An 18,046-nucleotide genomic window follows, 5' to 3' on the forward strand; every position below is an offset into this window, starting at 1 on the left:
CTCTAGGAGATCAGGACGACTGCGCGTGGCGCGGCGAATCTCACTGCCGTCGGGGTCGGTCCGGGCCGCCTCGACCAGCCCGAAGGTCATCCAGTCGAATCGATTGACAGGGACGAGACGCGCTGGAAACATCTGGCTGATAGCTGGGAGCGCTCCCAGCGACAGGCATCGACGGCACACCTCCATCATCTCCATCACCACCCTTCCGCCCGGAAAGGAATCCCGTGATCCTGACCCGACGACGTCGGCGGCATCTCGCGGTACTGGCAGCGACGACCCTGGTCCTCACCGGCGTCGGCACCGGCGTGGCCCACGCCGAGGTCCCGCCGGACGCCCCCGAGCAGATCAGCAACGGCGACTTCAGCGAGGGCGTCGCGCCCTGGTTCTCCTACGGCACCGGCCCGCTCGACGTCGTCGACGGCCAGCTCTGCGTCACCGTCCCCGCCGGGCTGGTCAACCCGTGGGACGCCGGCATCGGCCACGACGGGGTCCGGCTCAACGCCGGCGCGGAGTACAAGCTCAGCTTCGACATCTCGGCCACCCCCGGCCTCTCCGTCAACGCCGTGCTCCAGCTCGGCAGCGCCCCCTACACGTCGTACGCGAGCGTTCCGGCCGTCGCCAACCCGACGACCAAGCGGGTCGAGCAGACCTTCACCGTCCCGGACGACAACCCCAACGCCCAGCTCATCTTCCAGGTCGGTGGAGCCGCCGCCGAGCAGCGGCTCTGCCTGGACAACGTCTCGCTGCGCGGTGGCGAGGCCGCCCCGCCGTACGTGCCGGACACCGGCCCCCGGGTGCGGGTCAACCAGGTCGGCTACCTGCCCGGCGGCCCGAAGAACGCCACCGTGGTGACCGAGTCGACCGAGGCACTGCCCTGGCAGCTCAAGTCGGCTGCCGGCACGGTCGTCGCCAGCGGCCAGAGCACCCCGCGCGGGGTCGACGCCGCCTCCGGGCAGAACGTGCAGACCGTCGACTTCTCGTCCTTCCGTACGCCCGGCACCGGCTACACGCTGGTCGCCGACGGGGAGACCAGCCACCCGTTCGACATCTCCGGCGACCTCTACGACCGGCTGCGGGCCGACGCGATGCAGTTCTTCTACGCCCAGCGCAGCGGCATCGCCATCGACGGTGACCTGATCGGCGAGGAGTACGCCCGCCCGGCCGGCCACCTCGGGGTGGCCCCCAACCAGGGCGACACCCAGGTCCCCTGCCAGCCCGGCGTCTGCGACTACACGCTGGACGTGCGCGGCGGCTGGTACGACGCGGGCGACCACGGCAAGTACGTCGTCAACGGCGGTATCGCCGCCTACCAGCTGCTGAGCGCCTTCGAGCGGACCAAGACCGCGGAGACCGCCGCCGGTGGCGCCGCGCTGGGCGACTCGACGCTGCGGGTGCCCGAGCGCGGCAACGCGGTGCCGGACGTCCTCGACGAGGCCCGTTGGGAGATCGAGTTCCTGCTCCGGATGCAGGTGCCGGTCGGCAAGCCGCTGGCCGGGATGGTCCACCACAAGATCCACGACAAGGCGTGGACCGGTCTGCCGCTCGCCCCGCAGGACGACGCGCAGCCGCGTGAGCTGCACCCGCCGTCGACCGCCGCCACGCTGAACCTGGCCGCCGTCGCCGCGCAGTGCCAGCGCCTGTTCGCCCCGTACGACGCGACGTTCGCCGCCCGCTGCGGCACCGCCGCGACGAGCGCGTACGCCGCCGCCAAGGCGCACCCGGCCGTCTACGCCGACCCGGCCGACGGCATCGGCGGCGGGGCCTACGAGGACAACAACGTCACCGACGAGTTCTACTGGGCCGCCGTGGAGCTGTACCTGACCACCGGCAAGAAGGCGTACCTGGACGACCTGACCGCCTCGCCGCACCACACCGGCGACGTGTTCGCCACGGGCGGCGCGTTCAGCTGGCAGAGCGTGGCCGCGGTCGGCCGGCTCGACCTGGCCACCGTGCCCAACGGCCTGCCCGCCGCCGACAAGGCCCGGGTCCGCGCCTCGGTCACCGCCGCCGCCGACAACTACCTGACCACCCTGCACGCCCAGGCGTACGGCCTGCCGGTGCCGGGCGAGGCGGCCAGCTACGTCTGGGGCAGCAACAGCAACATCATCAACAACATGGTCGTGCTGGCCACCGCGTTCGACCTGACCCGGGAAGCGAAGTACCGGGACGGCGCGGTGCAGGCGAGCGACTACCTGCTCGGCCGCAACGCGCTGAACATGTCGTTCGTCACCGGCTGGGGCGAGCAGAACGCACGCAACCAGCACAGCCGGATCTTCGGCAACCAGCTCAACCCGGCCATGCCGAACCCGCCGGTCGGCTCGCTCGCCGGCGGCCCGAACGCCGCCCTGCAGGACCCGTTCGTCGCCCAGCTGCTCAAGGGCTGCGCGCCGATGTTCTGCTACGTCGACGACATCAACTCGTACTCGACCAACGAGGTGGCGATCAACTGGAACTCGGCGCTGGCCTGGCTCGCGTCGTTCCTCGCCGACCAGGGGGAGGCCAAGGCCGTGGCCCCGCGTACCTGCGCGGTCAGCTACCAGGTGCACGGCACCTGGCCGGACGGCTCCAACACCCAGGTCGTCCTGCGCAACACCGGTGACACCGCGATCGACGGCTGGACCCTGCGCTACGCCTACACCGGCGACCAGAAGGTCACCCAGGCGTGGTCGGCGAAGGTGACCCAGTCCGGGGCCACCGTGACGGCGAAGAACGAGTCGTACAACGCGAAGATCGCGCCGGGCGCCAGCATCACCTTCGGTCTGCTCGCCAGGACCGGCACGCTGGCCAACCCGGAACCGGATCTGATCACCGTCAACGGCGTCGCCTGCACGGTGTCCTGACCGGCACTCCTACCCTCGGACCCCGGGCTGCCACCCGGGGTCCGAGCGCGCCGGGCGGTCGTCCCCCGACCGCCCGGCGCCCCCGCCCGACCGCCCGGCACGCCCGGCCCAGCAGTGGAGACGAGTCCGATGCCCGAGCAGACCACGATCTCCGACGCCGAGCGTCGGCGCATCGTCCACGAGTTCGTCGACGAGACCGTCGGCGACGCCCACCCCGAGGTGGTGGCGATGGTCCGTGACCTCACCCACCGGGTCCGCGACACCGTCGAACTGGCCCGCGCCGCCGGCATCGCCCCCGAGTCGCCCCGCGCCGGCCACGTGGTGGCCGCGCTGGTCTGCGCGTACGGCGAGGTCTTCGACCGGGTCGACGACGCCGGCTACCGCAGCGCGCTGCTGGCCCGGCTGCAGGTCGCCAACGACCCACGCACCGAGCGGTACTTCCAGCTCCTCGCGGCGGTCAACGGCTGGACCGCGCCGCCCACCCTGACCCCGGTGCTGGACTGGTTCATCGCCGCGCTGCGCCACCATCCCGCGCCCTGACCGGCACCTCGCCGACCCGGTGACCGACGGCGGGTGGGCCGGTCAGCCGGCCTGTCGCGTCGACCGGGCCAGGCGCAGGAAGCCACGCCAGGCGTCAGGGGTGAAGGCCAGGATGCCGCCGGTGCGGTCCTTCGTGTCGCGGACGAGGACGACGCCGGGCAGGTTGCCCGCCACCTCGACGCAGTTGCCACCGTTGTTGCCGCTCCTGGTGCTCGTGTGCCACCGCGCGCCGCTCAGCTCCATGATGCCGCCGCTTTCCTGACGAGTTCCAGGGATCGCGCCCGGGGTAGGGCCTCCCCCACTATGCGCGCCCACCGGCGTTCCAGGACAGCGATATCGGCGCGCTGGTCGATGATCTGCGCGCGTACCTGCCCGTCGACGTGTGCCACCCGGGTGCCGTCGTCCAGCTCGGCGACGACGAAGGGGCCGCCGAGGCCGGCGTACATGCCCGTCTCGGCCGGGACCACGTGCACCTGTACGGTCGGCAGCTCGGCGCAGGCGGCGAGGTGGGCGCACTGCTCACGCATCAGCTCGGGCCGGCCCGGCACCGGGCGGTGCAGCACCGACTCGTCGATGACGGCGACCAGCAGCGGCGGGCGGTCGCGGTGCAGGATCGCCTGGCGGGTGAGGCGTGCCGTGATGAGCTGGTCGACCTCCTGCCCGGTCAGGGTCTCCCCGGCCAGGGTGGCCCGCGCGTACGCCTCGGTCTGGAGCAGGCCGGGCACCCAGGCCAGCTCGAAGCCGCGCAGCACGACGGCCTCGCGTTCGATGTCGGCCCACGGCCGGAACCACACCGGCTCGTGCCGCTTGTGCAGGTCGGGCCAGAGGTCCAGGACGTCCCGCTTGAGCAGCGCGGCGACCTCGGCACGATGCCGGGTCTGGGGAATCCGCCCCTGACTGGCCCAGCGCGCGGCGGTCTTCGGGTCGACCCCGATGCGGGCGGCGAGGCTCTCGGCCGTCTCACCCGCCTCGGCCATCGCCTCTTTGACTGCCAGATTCATCCTGACCCTCCCCGGACATCCTGGATATCCGGAGTCATCTTGCTACGCCGTGTGATCATGTCGCAACCCTTCGGCACCGGGAGATCGAGCGGCGTCACCGACGGGCCGGACCCCGGTCGGCGACGCCCACCGGGGCCGCTCCCGCCCAGCGGCGGGAACGACCCTCCACCATGGACCGACGGGGGGCTCAGGAGCCGGCGGGGGCACCCACGGCGACCGGCGCGGGGGCACCGTCGCCGCGCCAGACGTAGCTGACCCCGGCCGGCGCGGTGAGCGAGCCGGCGAACAACGCGTTGACCCGGGACGCCTCGGCGGCGCTCGGCGTGGCGTTGCGGCACGACACCGGGGCGCTGCTGCCCGACATCAGGTCGGTGCACAGGCCGGTCCGGTTGTCCGGCAGGCCGAGGATGTGACCGATCTCGTGGGTGGCGATCCGGGTCCGGTCGTACCCCTGGTCGACGGCCTGGGTGCCCATCCAGACCCGGCCGTTGCCCAGGCTGGTGGTCTGCGCCCGGGGCCAGCCGGTGTCGACGTAGATGGTGATGTTGCCGGGGGTGCGGGCGACCAGCCGGACGTTGGCCACCGAGCTGTTCCAGATCGTCGCGGCCTGGTCGAAGTTGGTGCGGAACTCCCCGGCCCGGCTCGCGTCGTAGTAGACCGTCCGCGCGGCGGCGGACGCCGTGCCGCCGCCCGCCGCGACCACGCCGGTCGCCGTGAGCACCAGCGCCAGCAGGGTCCCGGCGGTACGCGAGAACTGTCGTCGGCGCATCGTCCGACCTCCCATCGATAGAAGTTCACCGATGTTATGCGGTCGGTCGGAACCCGGTCGAATAGCGGTTACGTCATACCGCCACCACCGGACGGCTCAGCCGATCTCCTCGTCGACGAAGCACCAGCGCCACGACTCCCCCGGCTGGATGGACCGCATCACCGGGTGCCCGCTGGACTCGAAGTGCTTCGTCGCGTGCTGGTACGGCGACGAGTCGCAGCACCCCACCTGCCCACACTCCACACACGACCGCAGGTGCACCCAGTCGTCGTTGCCGACGGCCACGCACTCCGGGCAGGCGTCGGTGACGCTCGGCTCGGCGGTTCCCGCCCCGGTCAGGTGCGCACAGCTCATCAGTCACTCTCCCGTCGCAACAACGACTCCTCCAGGTCCAGGTCGCGGTACGCCCGCACCAGCACCTCCTCGGGAATCCGTCCCTCGTCCCGGGCGGCCCGGAAGACCTCCCGCTCGGCGTCGATCATCTCCTGCCGCAGCCGACCGTACGCCTGCGACGGCGTCTCCCGGTCGGTGCCGCCGAGCCGCTCCCAGGCCAGGTTGGTGCGGCTCTGCACCAGCCCGCGCAACCGCTCCACCACGGCCGGTGGCGCACCGTCGGCCAACTCGTCCAGCTTCTCCCGGGCCGCCCGGCCGGCCTGCTGCTGCACCGTCGCGGCGGAGAGCGCGTCGGCCACCGGGTCGTCCGGGGGCAGCCTCAACCGGCGGGCCACCCACGGCAGGGTCGCCCCCTGCCCGACCAGCGTCGCCACGATCACCGCGAAGGCCAACCAGATGAACAGCGCCCGCTGGTAGGGCTGCTCCCCGGCCAGGGTCAGCGGCAGACCCAGCGCGGCGGCCAGCGTCACCACCCCACGCATCCCGGCCCAGCCGATGACGATCGGGAACTGCACCGGCGGGCCAGGGTCGCGCTGCCGGACCCGGGGCACCAGCCGGGCCAGGTAGGTGGCCGGGAAGACCCAGACGAAGCGGGCCAGGAAGACCGCCGCCAGCACCGCCGCGGTGATCCCCACCAGCCGGCCGGTCGGCTCGTCGAGATCCCGCAGCACCTCGGGCAGTTGCAGGCCGACCAGCAGGAAGACCAGCCCCTCCAACAGGAACTGCACCAGCCGCCAGAACGCGCCGGTCTGCAACCGGGACGCCGCCGACAGCAGCAGCGGCATCTTGTGGCCGATGCCCAACCCGGTCACCACCACCGCCACCACCCCGGAGGCGTGGATCTCCTCGGCCGCGAAGACCACCGCGAACGGCACGATCAGCGACAGCGCGTTGTCCAGCAGCGGGTCGGTGGTCCGCTTGTGCAGGTAGCCGAAGACCACCACGCCCAACAGCCCGACCAGCACCCCGCCACCGGTGGCGACCACCACCTCCTGCGCCACGTACCCGAAGCTGACCGAGCCGGCGCTGGCGGTGGCCGCGACGATCGCCACCCGCAGCAGCACCAGCGCGGTGGCGTCGTTGACCAGGCTCTCCCCCTCCAGGATGGTCACCACCCGGCGGGGCAGACCCACCCGCCGGGCAACCGCGGTCGCCGCGATCGCGTCCGGCGGCGCCACCACCGCGCCCAGCGCCACACAGATCGCGTACGGCAGGTCGGGCAGGAGCAGGTGCACCACCGTGCCCACCACGAACGCCGTGAAGATCACCAGACCCACCGCGAGCAGCAGGATCGGCCGCAGGTTGAGCCGGAACGCCGGCACCGACGTGCCCAGCGCCGCCACGTAGAGCAGCGGCGGCAGGATGCCCACCAGCACCAGGTCGGGATCGAGCCGCACGTGCGGGAACCCCGGCACGAAGGACAGCCCGAGGCCGAGCACCACCAGCAGGATCGGCGCGAGCAGACCCAACCGGCGGGCCAGCGCGGCGCCGAAGGTCGCGATCGCCAGGAAGACCACGACCTCGAACAGAGCTTCCATGGAGTAGCAGCCTAGGGGTACGGACGGGTCAGGCTGATCACCCGGTGGCGCGCAGCTTCGGCAGCACCTCCGCGCCGAACGTGTCGATGAAGGCGCGCTGCTCCTGCCCGACGTGGTGCAGGGCGATCTGGTCGAAGCCCAGCGACAGGTACTCCTCCAGCCAGCCGACGTGCCGGCCCAGGTCGGCCGACACGTTCACCACCTCGGCGACCTGCTCCATCGGCACCCGCTCGCTGACCGCGTCGAAGTGCTCGGCGGTGTCCAGGTCCCAGCAGACCGGCGGCGCGAAGACGTTGCTGCGCCACTGGTCGTACGCGATCGCCTCCGCCTCGGCCTGCTCCGGTGCCCAGCTCACGTGCACCTGCAGGTGCAGCGGCCCCCGCCCGCCCGCGTCCCGGTAGGCGTCGATCATCTCGCGCAGGTGCGCGGTCGGCGCGTTCACCGTGATCAGGCCGTCCGCCCACTCGGCGCACCAGCGGGCGGTGGCCACGCTGACCGCCGCCCCGATCAGCGCCGGCGGTTCCTCCGGCCGGGTCCACAGCCTCGCCCGGTCCACCCGGACCAGGCCGTCGTGGCTGACCTCCTCGCCGGCCAGCAGCGCCCGGATCACCTCCACGCACTCCCGCAACCGGGCGGTCCGCACGTCCTTGCGCGGCCAGCCGTCGCCGGTGATGTGCTCGTTGCTCGCCTCGCCGGTGCCCAGCGCCGCCCAGAACCGGCCCGGGTACATCGCGCCCAGGGTGCCGATCGCCTGCGCGATGATCGCCGGGTGGTAACGCTGGCCGGGGGCGTTGACCACCCCGAACGGCAGCCCGGTGGCCTGCAGCGCCGCCCCCAGCCAGGACCAGGCGAACCCGGACTGGCCCTGCCGGGTGCTCCACGGCGAGAAGTGGTCCGACGACATCGCGGCGTCGAAGCCGGCGCGTTCGGCGTGCACCACCGCCTCCAGCAGGCGGCTCGGATGGATCTGCTCGTGGGAGGCGTGGAAGCCGAACACCGTCATGGCGTCCTTCCGTACCCATGACGGTGTCCGGTTAAAGCTCGCCCGCGCCGGTCACCCGGCGCGCGGTCACTCGGCGTGCGCGCCGGCCCCGGCGGTGGCCGCGCCCTCCCCCACCCAGACGGTCTTGGTGTTGCAGAACTCCCGCATCCCCAGCGCCGACAGCTCCCGGCCGTAGCCGGAGTTCTTCACCCCGCCGAACGGCAGTTCCGGGTACGAGGTGGTCATGCCGTTGACGAACACGTTGCCGGCGTCCAGGTCGGTGGCGAACCGCTCCTGCTCGGCCGGGTCGGTGGTCCAGGCGTTCGCGCCCAACCCGAACGGCGTGCCGTTGGCCACCGCGACCGCCTCGTCGTACGACGACACCCGGTAGAGCCCGGCGACCGGGCCGAAGACCTCCTCGGCCCACATCCGCATCTGCGGGTTCAGGTCGGTCACCACGGTCGGCGGGTAGAACCAGCCGTCGCCGGTCGGCTTCTCGCCGCCGCAGAGCACCGTCGCGCCGTGCGCCACCGCGTCCTGCACCTGGGCGTCGATCTCGTCCCGGCCACTCTCGCTGGCCAGCGGGCCGACGTCGGTGCCGGCGTCCATCGGGTCGCCGACCCGCAACGCGGCCATGTTCGCGGCGAACTTCCCGGCGAACGCGTCAAAGACGTCGGTGTGCACGATGAACCGCTTGGCGGCGATGCAGGACTGGCCGTTGTTCTGGCAGCGGGCGGTGGTGGCCACCTCGGCGGCCCGGTCCAGGTCGGCCGAGGGCATCACCACGAACGGGTCGCTGCCACCCAGCTCCAGCACCGTCTTCTTCAACTCCCGGCCGGCGATCTGGGCGATGGAGCGGCCCGCGCCCTCGCTGCCGGTCAGCGTCGCCGCCCGGACCCGGGGGTCGCTGAGGATCCGGTCGACGGCGTCCGAGCCGACCAGCAGGGTGGTGAACGCCCCCTCGGGGAACCCGGCCCGGCGGAACACGTCCTCCAGGTAGAGCGCGGTCTGCGGCACGTTGGAGGCGTGCTTGAGCAGGCCGGTGTTCCCGGCCATCAGGGCCGGCGCGGCGAACCGCATCACCTGCCAGAGCGGGAAGTTCCACGGCATCACCGCCAGCACCGCCCCGATCGGCTGGTAGCGGACGAAGGCCCGCTTCGCCTGCACCGCGGCGGCGTCGGCGGGCTCGTCGGCGAGCATCCGCTCCGCGTTCGCCGCGTAGAACCGGCAGGCCGTCGCGCACTTGGTGACCTCGGCCTTCGCCGCGGCGTAGGTCTTGCCCATCTCGGTGGTCATCAGCCGGGCGGTCTCGTCGCGTTCGGCGTCGAGCAGGTCCGCGGCGGCGTTCATCCACTGCGCCCGCTGGGCGAGCGTGGTCCGGTGCAGGTCCCGGAACGCCAGGTCGGCCCGGTCGATGGCGGCGTCGATCTGCTCGGTCGACATCGGCTCGTACGACTTGAGCACCTGACCGGTGGCCGGGTTGGTGGTGGCGATGGGCATCTCGTACTCCTGTCACTCGAAGAGTGAGTGCCGCGCGCCCGGCTGCGCACGGCGGCGGGCGGCACGGCGGCGCTGGATGACGACCAGGTCGACGACCGCCACGACGGCGAACAGCGCGCAGAGCACGCCCAGCCAGCCCAACCCGGCCCAGAACGCCACGACCGCGAGGACGGTCATGGTGACCAGGCCGAACAGGGCCAGCGCCAGGCGCAGGTTCAACGCGCTGTAGGCGTGGCCGACCGTGCCACGGGCGCGCCGGGGCTGCGATCTCGTCATCGTCTCGGCCTACCCCGGCACGGACGCCGCTAACCGGTCCCGACGCCCGGATCACCCCACGTCGACGCCGCCCACCGCGCCGGTGTCGGGCGGTTGACCTGCCCGGATAGCCCCACTCCGAGATGTTCCTACCAGATTCGTGTTTCGAGCTGTTGAATCTGCCCGGAAGTCGACACGAGCGGACCTTCCCACCCGGTACGGCCCGTAGAGTGACCGGGCTGTCGCTCTGCGCCGTCTGACCGGGGGAAGACGCATGCCTCGACGCTGGGTCGCCGCCGTGGCCTGCCTGTTGGCGCTGACCGCGCTCGCCTGTGAGGAGGGCGGCGGGGCCTCCCCGCGCCCGACGAAGAGCGGATCGACACCGACCGGGCTGCCCACCACGATGGCCGCCCTCGGCGACTCGATCACCACCGGCTTCGGCTCCTGCCTGGTGCTCACCTCGTGCCAGCGCAACTCCTGGTCCACCGGCGACGGCATCCGGGTGGAGAGTCACTACCGGCGGCTGCTCGACGCCGACGCGCCGATCCGCAACCGGGCCCGCAACCACGCCGTGCCGGGGGCCCGCGCCGAGGCCCTCGCCGGGCAGGCCGACGCCGCCGTCAAGGACAAGGCCGACTACGTCACCGTGCTGATCGGCGCGAACGACGCCTGCCGCGACGACATCGACCAGATGACCGCGACCGCCACCTTCCGCAGCCAGGTCGACAGGGCGCTACGGGTGCTACGCGAGGGCCGCCCGAAGGCCCGGGTCCTGGTGGCCAGCATCCCCGACCTGAACCGGCTCTGGGAGGTTGGGCGCACCGAGTCCCGCGCGGTGCGGATCTGGAAGACCGGGATCTGCCCCGCCCTGCTGGCCAATCCCACCTCGGACGCCAAGGCCGACCGGGACCGCCGGGCCCGCTTCGCCGACCGGATCGACGCGTACAACAGCCAGCTCAAGGCGGCCTGCCGGGCGTACGGGTCGCGGTGCCGCTACGACGGCGGCGCGGTGCACCGGGTGCGGTTCAGCCTGGACGAGGTCAACGGGTTGGACTGGTTCCACCCCAACGTCGCCGGGCAGAACCGGCTCGCCGACGCGACGTTCTCGGCGGCCGGCTGGCGGCTCTGAGCCACCCCGGCACCGACCCGCTCGGGGCCGGGGTCGCGCGGGCCGCGCCCGGCGGTGGGCCGGGCACGGCGTGGCAGCTCCTCCGGTCAGGGGCGACGCGGGTGGGGTAGTCCGCCCCGGTGTTCCCGGTAGAGCGCCTGGGCGCGTTCGGCGAGATCCTTGGTGGCCGAGGAGTTGGCCCAGGTGCCGAGGATGATCGCGGCACCCGGGACGACCTTGGCGAAGACCCGCTTGGCCGCCCGCACCCCGGCCATCCGGGCCAGCCGGACGCCGAGTTGCAGCATCACCCGCCCGAGCGGGTTCTGGGCGGCGTGACCGAACAGCGCGCCCGCCCGCTCCCGACCGGCCGCGACGCCCAGCGCCAACCGGGCCGTCTCGGCCGCCTTGTGCACCTTCTGCAGGACGAGCAGGTCGGTGGCCCGGTCCGGGTGCACCGGGTCCGCGCCGTACGCGGCGGCGACATGCAGCACCAGTCGGGCCTGGGTCCAGGCCAGCACGCCGACGTCGATGACCGCGCCGGGCAGCCCCGCCGCACCCGAGACCGCGCCGGAGAGGCGGGCCCGGTTGACGAAACGCCTGATGGCCTGCTCGGCCAACTGGTCGGCGGTGGCGTCGGGGCGTTCCGCCCGGGTGCGGGCGACCCACTGCGCCGCCTCCGGGCCGAGCCGGCGGACCGCCTCCAGGGCCAGGTGCTCCGGGGCGTACTGCGGGTCGTCCCGCATCCGGTCCCAGAGCCGGGCCGGCGGCGCCTCCGGGGCGTCGCCCGGATCACCTGCCGGCACCGCCGGAACCGGAGCCGCCGCCCCCACCGCCGGGACCGTGGCGGTCGGCGACCCGACGGCCGGTGTCGCGGGAACGGCCGGGCCGGTGGTGTCCGCCGGTACCGGCGGCGTGGGGACGGTCGGTTCGTCGTCGACGGGGACGGCTTCGGTCACAGGTGCTCCCGGGCTGGAATCGGTTCGCGGACGGTCAGCGGCGACGGCCCGACAGCTTGCCGGCCGCCTGCTTGAGCCGTGCCTGGTTCTCCGGCTTGGCCAGCTCGCGCCGACCCCGGTCGACCAGCTGCTGCCCCTTGGGGGAGCGCAGGAAGGCGCTGATCCGCTGCATCAGTGCTGACATGTCGTCCTCCGATCGGGTGTCCTGCGTCATGTGTACCCGATCCGAGCAACCGCCAACCGTCCACTGTGTCCGGCCGAGGGTAGCCATCCGGCGACGCCGACGCGAACCGGCCCGGCCCGGCCCGCGGTGCGGGCCGGGCCGGCGGCTCAGACCAGGAGGGCGGTGACCACCTCGGTGGCCCGCCACTCGTGCTGGGCGTAGAGGTCCGGGTAGGCGGAGATCTGCACGGCCTGCGCGGCGACGGTGAGCGGGAGGTCCGCCCAGCCGGGGATCTCCAGCAGCGCGGTGAGGAACGCCCGGGTGGCGAACGCCGGGTCCATCAGCTGGCCGACCTCGCCCCAGCCGCTGCTCGGGCGCTGCTGGAACAGCCCGACCGAGTCGTGGTCCCAACCGATCGCCTGGTGCGGGTAGTTCTGCGACTCGGGCAGCACCCCGCTGGCGTAGTTGTAGAGGTTGCTCTCCTGCATGGCGGTGGCCACCGCGATGACCAGGGCCCGGCGCGGCACGCCCATCGCCCGGCCGGCCTTGACGATCTCCTTGGCGTTGTCCATCTGGGCCTGGTCGAGGCCGGCCACCGGAACGATCCGCTTGGGTCGGGGCTTCGGCTTCGGCCGGGGCTTGGGCTTGGTGGTCCTGGTCGCGCTCGGGGTCGGGCTGGGGGTGGCGGCGGGCGGGCTGGCGGCGGGCGGGCTGCTGGGCACGACCGTGACCGGGGTACGGACCTCGGCGCGGGAGGCGGCCTGCTGCTGGGCGCGCTCGGCGAGGGCGGCCTCGGTGCCGGTCCGGTCGTCGGCCCGCTCGTCCGGCAGTGCCTGGACGCCGGCGACGGCGGTGAGGCCGAGGCAGCAGAGCACCCCGGCGGCGAGCAGCGCCGGCCGGCGGCGGCGAAGGTTAACGAGCCCGCCGAGGCGGGTACGGAGGGAGTCGGGTTCACGGAGAACGCCGACCTGAACGGACGAGGGGGTGTCGTCCGAACGGCCAGTCATGCCCCGAGGGGCCCCCTGGTCGTCGATGGTGTCGTCGTCACGCATCCGCCGAGGCTAGGCATGCCCTTTCCCGCCCACCCACCAGCAGGAAGTGGCCCTCGCCACACTTTCCGGCGGGCCGCCGGGACGCCCACCCCGGACGCAGACCCAGGGCGACATACCACCCGAAACGGGCATTGCGGTCAACAACCGCGCCCGCCGTCGTCGGAGTGGATCGACCACCCAGACCACCGTGGCCGGCTGCATGATCCACCATGTCACCCTTTCGGGTGACACGCCGGAACCGTCCGACCGAGCCACTCCGGCCCGTCCGGCGAATTGGTGGCTTCCTCCTGGTTTGATAGCCGGATCGGTCACGACGCGCCCAGTGATGGAATGGATGACGCCGACGCGTACGTTCCCCGAACCGGGTGCCGTCCGTGCGCGGTCGCCCGTAGGCGCATTTCCTCAGGAGGTCCGACCGGTGCTCGACCCACACGAGCTGTACCAGCTCACCGACGATCTGCCCGACCTCGGTCAGCCGGTGCTGATCCAGGCGCTCACCGGCTTCGTCGACGCCGGCAACGCCACCCGGCTGGCCCGCGAGCAGCTCCTCACCTCACTGGACGCCCGGACGATCGCCACCTTCGACGTCGACCAGCTCTTCGACTACCGGTCCCGCCGCCCGGTGATGACCTTCGTCGAGGACCACTGGGAGGACTACGACGCCCCGGAGCTGGCCCTGCACCTGCTGCGCGACGACGACGAAACCCCGTTCCTCCTGCTCACCGGCCCCGAGCCGGACCTTCAGTGGGAGCGGTTCGTGGCGGCGGTCGGCGCGGTGGTCGCCCGGCTCGACGTCCGGCTCACCGTCGGGCTCAACTCGATCCCGATGGCCGTCCCGCACACCCGGCCCACCGGGGTCACCGCGCACGCCACCCGCCGTGAACTGATCGCCGGCTACGAACCGTGGTTGCAGCGGGTGCAGGTCCCGGGCAGCGTCGGGCACCTGCTGGAGTACCGGCTCGGCGAGACCGGCCGGGACGCCCTCGGGTTCTCCGCACACGTGCCGCACTACGTCGCCCAGACGGAGTACCCGGCCGCCGCCGAGGTGCTGCTCGCCTCGGTGTCCCGCAGCACCGGTCTGCTGCTGCCCAACGAGAGCCTGCGCTCCGCCGCCGAGGCGGTCCGGGTGGAGATCGACCGGCAGGTCGCCCAGACCGACGAGGCCGCCGCGCTGGTCACCGCCCTGGAGGAGCAGTACGACGCGTTCGCCCGGGGCCGGGGTGAGAAGAACCTGCTCGCCGCCGAGACCGGGCCGCTGCCCACCGCCGACGAGCTGGGTGCCGAGCTGGAGCGTTTCCTCGCCGAGCAGACCCGACCCGGGGAGACCCCGGGCGCCTGACCCACGGCCGGGCGGTGTCGCCGCCGCCCGGCCCGCCCACCCGCCCCCGCGCGCCGGAACCGGCCCGACGGCGGGCCGGCCCGGCGGGCCGGGCCGCGATGCGGCAGGCTGGGCCCATGCGCCTGGCGACCTGGAACGTGAACTCGGTGAAGGCCCGCCTGCCCCGCCTGCTGGACTGGCTGGCCGGCACCGCCCCCGACGTGGTCTGCCTCCAGGAGACCAAGTGCCCCGACGGGGCCTTCCCCGTCGCCGAGGTCGGCGAGCTGGGCTACGAGGTGGCCAGCCACAGCGACGGCCGGTGGAACGGGGTCGCCGTCCTGTCCCGCGTCGGCCTGACCGACGTCGCCGTCGGGCTCCCCGACGAGCCGGGCTTCCCCCGGCCCGAGGCCCGCGCCATCGCCGCCACCTGCGCCGGGGTCCGGATCTGGTCGGTGTACGTGCCGAACGGCCGCGCCACCGACGACCCGCACTACGCGTACAAGCTGGCCTGGCTGGCGGCGCTGCGGGACGCGGTGACGCCGGCGGTGGCCGCCGGTGGCCCCGTCGCCGTCTGCGGGGACTTCAACGTCGCCCCGACCGACGCCGACGTCTGGGACCCGGCGCTCTTCGCCACCTCGACCCACGTCACCCCCGCCGAACGGGCCGCCCTGGCCGCCCTGCGCGACCTCGGCCTCAGCGACGTGGTGCCCACCCCGATGAAGGGCCCACACCCGTACACCTACTGGGACTACCGGGCCGGCATGTTCCACCAGAACAAGGGCATGCGGATCGACCTGGTGTACGCCTCCGCGCCGCTGGCCCGCGCGGTCCGCTCCGCGTACGTCGACCGGGAGGCCCGCAAGGGCAAGGGCCCCTCCGACCACGCCCCGGTCGTGGTCGACGCCGACCTGCCCGGCACGGAGCCGACCCACCCGACCGGGGCCCGGTAACGCGCCACACCCAGCCGGTCAGCCCCGCTGCTCTGCTGCCGCATCGGCGGGCTGCTGCTGCGTCGCATCGGCCCAGAGCGCCTCGAAGTGCTCGACGTACCTGCTGAACGGCCCATCGCTCTCCCGCCGGCGCAGGTGGAACGTGACGGAGTCCTGGCCCAGCGCGCCGCCGATGTGGGTGGCCACGATCGCGTCGTCGTCGAACACCCAGACCGACATCGCGACGTGCCGGTCGGACAGCCGCACGGCCAGCGGGGTGGGCGACTTGCCGATCTCGGCACGCGTCATGGCGATCCGGGTCCCGAGGTCGAGGGGGGTCGCCTCGACCCGGTCCCGACCGGCGGTGACCGGGCTCGCCGGGTCACCGAGCAGGAAACGTACGTCCGCTCCGGCCTGCGCCTTCGCCCCCAGGGTCCCGGCGGCGTTCGGCACGTCCAGCCAGACGAAGTAGCTCGTGTAGCCGCCGAACCAGAGGCGGGACCGCGCTCCCTCGATCAACTCCCGGAGCAACGACCGGGGCAGGTCGGAACGGCGGGCATAGACGCCCACCAACTCCCGGTCCGCACCCAACTTGACCGCGCGACGCACAGCATCAGGCCACAGCACGTCCACATCCTTACCCAGAACACCTGCCACCCGCACCCGCGAGCGTGGATGCGGCAGGCGACCCCGGCTGACCCACCGCTGCACGGTCTTGGCATCGACGTCGCACTTCTCCGCGAGCTGGCCGACCGTGAGCCCGGCGGCGGTCAGCGCGTCCCGTAGAGATTCGTTCTTCGGGTTCTCCTGGCCGAGTTGTCGGTGGAGGCTACCGAACACCTGACGCAGCTCGACTGTGGTCGTCAGGTCGACCTGACCGACCGTTTCCTGGCCTGGCTCCACCCACCCACCGACTGATCGTTTCGCCGGGACGGGCCGGCGGCAGGTGGATCGTGGAGAGTTGTGGCGGGCGGGGCGACGACAACTCTCCACGATCCGTTCACCGGACCCGGCGCACCAGCCGGGGGCCGGCCCGGTGGCGCGGGGCTAGGGTGGGGAGATGGCAGTCGTGAAGATCAACGCGATCGACGTCCCGCCCGGTGCCGGCGAGGAACTGGAGAAGCGGTTCGCCGCCCGGGCCGGCGCGGTGGAGAACTCCCCCGGTTTCCTCGGCTTCGAACTGCTGCGCCCGGTGGCCGGCGAGAGCCGCTACTTCGTGTACACCCGCTGGGAGACCGAGGAGGCGTACCAGGCGTGGGCGGCCGGGCCGTCGCGCGCCGCGCACGCCGGTGGTGGGGGCGGCGAGCAGCAGCGGCCGGTCGCCTCCGGCGCGACGCTGCTGGAGTTCGAGGTGGTCCAGCAGGTGACCGGCAAGGGCTGACCGGCGGCCCCGGCGGTCAGAGCCAGGGCAGGACAGGCGCGGTGGTGGGGGCGGCGAGCCGGGCGAGCCAGCCGGCGATCCCGGCGGCGCCCTGCATGAACCCGGGCTCCGGCGGCAGTTCCGCCGGGGTCCGGGTGTGTTCGGTGTTGGACCAGGCGACCCCCGTCGGGGTGGACACCGTCCGGGCGAGCACGTCCCCGGCGAGCCGGTGCGCCCAGTCGAGCAGGGCGGGGTCGGCGGTGGACCAGTAGCGGTCGAGCAGCAACTGCCCGACGCCGGCCGTGCCGCAGCACCGGGCGAGGTTGTCCCAGTAGCCCGGGTACCTCCGCTGCGGCAGGCCGCTGTCGCGCAGCGCCCGCAGGCATCCGTCCACGGCCCGCTGCCAGCGGGGCTGCGGGTCGACGGTGTCCAGCAGGGTGAACAGCCGCACCGTACCGGTGGGGCCGTGGCACCAGCCGAAGTTGACAGCCGGGCGGTCCGGGCGGGGCGGGACCAGCAGTGGCAGCGCCCAGCCGTCCGGGTGGTGGCCCATGGCCAGCAGGCCGTCGGCGGCCCGGACGGCGGTGTCGAGCAGGTCGTCGCGGCGCAGGGTGACACCGGCGACGGCGAGGGCGTAGGCGACCCCGGCGGTGCCGTGGGAGAAGCCCGGCATCAGGCGCTCGTCGCCGGCCCGCATCCGCCAGTGCGGCCCGTCCGGGTGTTCCTCGGCGAGCCCGACCAGCCCGTCGGCGAGGAGGTGAGCCGCCTGCGTCACCACCGGAGCGGTGTCGTCGTGGGCGTCGAGGAGGGCCAGCAGGATGCCCGCGTCGCCGGAGATGACGTCGGAGCACCGGCCCGGGTCCACCGGGCGGTCGCGCAGCCGTTCGGCGACGCGTGCCGTCACCGACGCGGCGACGTCGAGGGCGACCGGGTCGGCGGCGACCCGACCCCAGGCGCGCAGGGCGACGGCGGCTCCGGCCCAACCGCCGAACATTCCGTCGTCGGGCAGCGTCGGGGCGTCCGGCTCGTGCCGGGCGAGGTGCACCAACCGGTCCCGGGCACCGGCCGCGACCCGGTCGAGAGCCGACCCGGTCCCGCTGTCCGGCCCGGCCCCGCTGCCCGACCCGGTGACGGGCGGCGCGGTCCCGGTGGGCAGCCCGCCTGCCGGGGAGGCGGCGGTGGCCTCGGCGCAGCCGAGCAGCACCCCGGCGGTGCCGGCGTACAGGTCGTCGAAGGGTTCGCCCGCCTCCCGCCAGAGCGGGCCGCCGTCGGCGGGCACCGCCACCGACTCGATCCAGGTGAAAGCCTGCCGCACCACGTCCGCCGTCACCGCGCGATCCTG

The 18,046-nt window shown here is 73.3% G+C and carries 18 protein-coding genes and 1 pseudogene; 6 read left to right on the plus strand and 13 right to left on the minus strand.

What is annotated here, in order from left to right:
• Window positions 1–230 precede the first annotated feature (230 nt).
• Window positions 231–2,840, plus strand: a complete 2,610-nt coding sequence (locus ACWCHM_RS17500) for a glycoside hydrolase family 9 protein (RefSeq protein WP_421490423.1) — start codon at window positions 231–233, stop codon at window positions 2,838–2,840.
• Between the two features lie 129 nt (window positions 2,841–2,969).
• A complete protein-coding gene (locus ACWCHM_RS17505) occupies window positions 2,970–3,380 on the plus strand; it encodes a hypothetical protein (RefSeq protein WP_454219045.1) in 411 nt (136 codons plus the stop codon).
• A gap of 42 nt (window positions 3,381–3,422) precedes the next feature.
• Here ACWCHM_RS17505 and ACWCHM_RS17510 read toward each other — a convergent pair whose 3' ends face one another.
• From ACWCHM_RS17510 to ACWCHM_RS17545, 8 genes and pseudogenes are all read right to left on the minus strand, one after another.
• Entirely contained in the window at window positions 3,423–3,623 is a 201-nt protein-coding gene (locus ACWCHM_RS17510; RefSeq protein WP_204961265.1) for a DUF397 domain-containing protein, read from the minus strand.
• Complete coding sequence (locus ACWCHM_RS17515) at window positions 3,614–4,381, minus strand: Scr1 family TA system antitoxin-like transcriptional regulator (RefSeq protein ID WP_204961264.1); 768 nt, start codon at window positions 4,379–4,381, stop codon at window positions 3,614–3,616. Before ACWCHM_RS17515 ends, ACWCHM_RS17510 begins: the two co-directional genes overlap by 10 nt.
• Before the next feature lie 205 nt (window positions 4,382–4,586).
• Window positions 4,587–5,150, minus strand: a pseudogene (locus ACWCHM_RS17520) (snapalysin family zinc-dependent metalloprotease); the annotation flags it as partial.
• Between the two features lie 96 nt (window positions 5,151–5,246).
• On the minus strand, window positions 5,247–5,504 hold the full coding sequence (locus tag ACWCHM_RS17525; RefSeq protein WP_088646235.1) for a UBP-type zinc finger domain-containing protein: 258 nt from the start codon (window positions 5,502–5,504) through the stop codon (window positions 5,247–5,249).
• Window positions 5,504–7,081, minus strand: a complete 1,578-nt coding sequence (locus tag ACWCHM_RS17530) for a Na+/H+ antiporter (RefSeq protein WP_421488889.1) — start codon at window positions 7,079–7,081, stop codon at window positions 5,504–5,506. Before ACWCHM_RS17530 ends, ACWCHM_RS17525 begins: the two co-directional genes overlap by 1 nt.
• 37 nt (window positions 7,082–7,118) lie before the next feature.
• The gene (locus ACWCHM_RS17535; RefSeq protein ID WP_281899081.1) at window positions 7,119–8,084 is read right to left on the minus strand and encodes a TIGR03885 family FMN-dependent LLM class oxidoreductase; all 966 of its coding nucleotides are present in this window, start codon (window positions 8,082–8,084) and stop codon (window positions 7,119–7,121) included.
• Window positions 8,085–8,150: 66 nt separating this feature from the next.
• A complete protein-coding gene (locus tag ACWCHM_RS17540) occupies window positions 8,151–9,563 on the minus strand; it encodes an NADP-dependent succinic semialdehyde dehydrogenase (protein WP_454219046.1) in 1,413 nt (470 codons plus the stop codon).
• Between the two features lie 12 nt (window positions 9,564–9,575).
• On the minus strand, window positions 9,576–9,839 hold the full coding sequence (locus tag ACWCHM_RS17545) for a DUF6343 family protein (RefSeq protein WP_281899085.1): 264 nt from the start codon (window positions 9,837–9,839) through the stop codon (window positions 9,576–9,578).
• A 253-nt stretch (window positions 9,840–10,092) separates the two neighbouring features.
• Here ACWCHM_RS17545 and ACWCHM_RS17550 point away from each other — a divergent pair, with 253 nt between their 5' ends.
• Window positions 10,093–10,947, plus strand: a complete 855-nt coding sequence (locus ACWCHM_RS17550; protein ID WP_281899087.1) for a GDSL-type esterase/lipase family protein — start codon at window positions 10,093–10,095, stop codon at window positions 10,945–10,947.
• Window positions 10,948–11,033: 86 nt separating this feature from the next.
• On the opposite strand, the gene ACWCHM_RS17555 is transcribed toward ACWCHM_RS17550, so the two are convergent.
• The 3 genes from ACWCHM_RS17555 to ACWCHM_RS17565 all read right to left on the minus strand — a co-directional run bounded on the left by ACWCHM_RS17555 (window position 11,034) and on the right by ACWCHM_RS17565 (window position 13,097).
• Window positions 11,034–11,756 (minus strand): EcsC family protein, encoded by a 723-nt coding sequence (locus ACWCHM_RS17555; protein ID WP_454223099.1) that lies wholly within the window; start codon window positions 11,754–11,756, stop codon window positions 11,034–11,036.
• A gap of 160 nt (window positions 11,757–11,916) precedes the next feature.
• On the minus strand, window positions 11,917–12,066 hold the full coding sequence (locus ACWCHM_RS17560; protein WP_168222413.1) for a hypothetical protein: 150 nt from the start codon (window positions 12,064–12,066) through the stop codon (window positions 11,917–11,919).
• A 146-nt stretch (window positions 12,067–12,212) separates the two neighbouring features.
• Entirely contained in the window at window positions 12,213–13,097 is an 885-nt protein-coding gene (locus ACWCHM_RS17565) for a peptidase M23 (protein WP_204961257.1), read from the minus strand.
• Window positions 13,098–13,515: 418 nt separating this feature from the next.
• Between ACWCHM_RS17565 and ACWCHM_RS17570 the strand changes: the two genes are divergently transcribed.
• Together ACWCHM_RS17570 and ACWCHM_RS17575 are read left to right on the plus strand one after the other, a co-directional pair.
• On the plus strand, window positions 13,516–14,436 hold the full coding sequence (locus ACWCHM_RS17570; protein WP_204961256.1) for a proteasome assembly chaperone family protein: 921 nt from the start codon (window positions 13,516–13,518) through the stop codon (window positions 14,434–14,436).
• Window positions 14,437–14,552: 116 nt separating this feature from the next.
• Window positions 14,553–15,365 (plus strand): exodeoxyribonuclease III, encoded by an 813-nt coding sequence (locus ACWCHM_RS17575; RefSeq protein WP_454219047.1) that lies wholly within the window; start codon window positions 14,553–14,555, stop codon window positions 15,363–15,365.
• 18 nt (window positions 15,366–15,383) lie between these two features.
• On the opposite strand, the gene ACWCHM_RS17580 is transcribed toward ACWCHM_RS17575, so the two are convergent.
• Complete coding sequence (locus ACWCHM_RS17580) at window positions 15,384–16,247, minus strand: helix-turn-helix domain-containing protein (protein ID WP_454219048.1); 864 nt, start codon at window positions 16,245–16,247, stop codon at window positions 15,384–15,386.
• Between the two features lie 157 nt (window positions 16,248–16,404).
• Here ACWCHM_RS17580 and ACWCHM_RS17585 point away from each other — a divergent pair, with 157 nt between their 5' ends.
• The gene (locus tag ACWCHM_RS17585) at window positions 16,405–16,725 is read left to right on the plus strand and encodes an antibiotic biosynthesis monooxygenase family protein (RefSeq protein WP_088646246.1); all 321 of its coding nucleotides are present in this window, start codon (window positions 16,405–16,407) and stop codon (window positions 16,723–16,725) included.
• Window positions 16,726–16,741: 16 nt separating this feature from the next.
• Here the strand turns inward: ACWCHM_RS17585 and ACWCHM_RS17590 are convergent, their stop codons facing one another.
• The gene (locus ACWCHM_RS17590; protein ID WP_454219049.1) at window positions 16,742–18,034 is read right to left on the minus strand and encodes a lanthionine synthetase LanC family protein; all 1,293 of its coding nucleotides are present in this window, start codon (window positions 18,032–18,034) and stop codon (window positions 16,742–16,744) included.
• Window positions 18,035–18,046 lie beyond the last annotated feature (12 nt).

Source organism: Micromonospora sp. SCSIO 07396, from assembly GCF_053667945.1.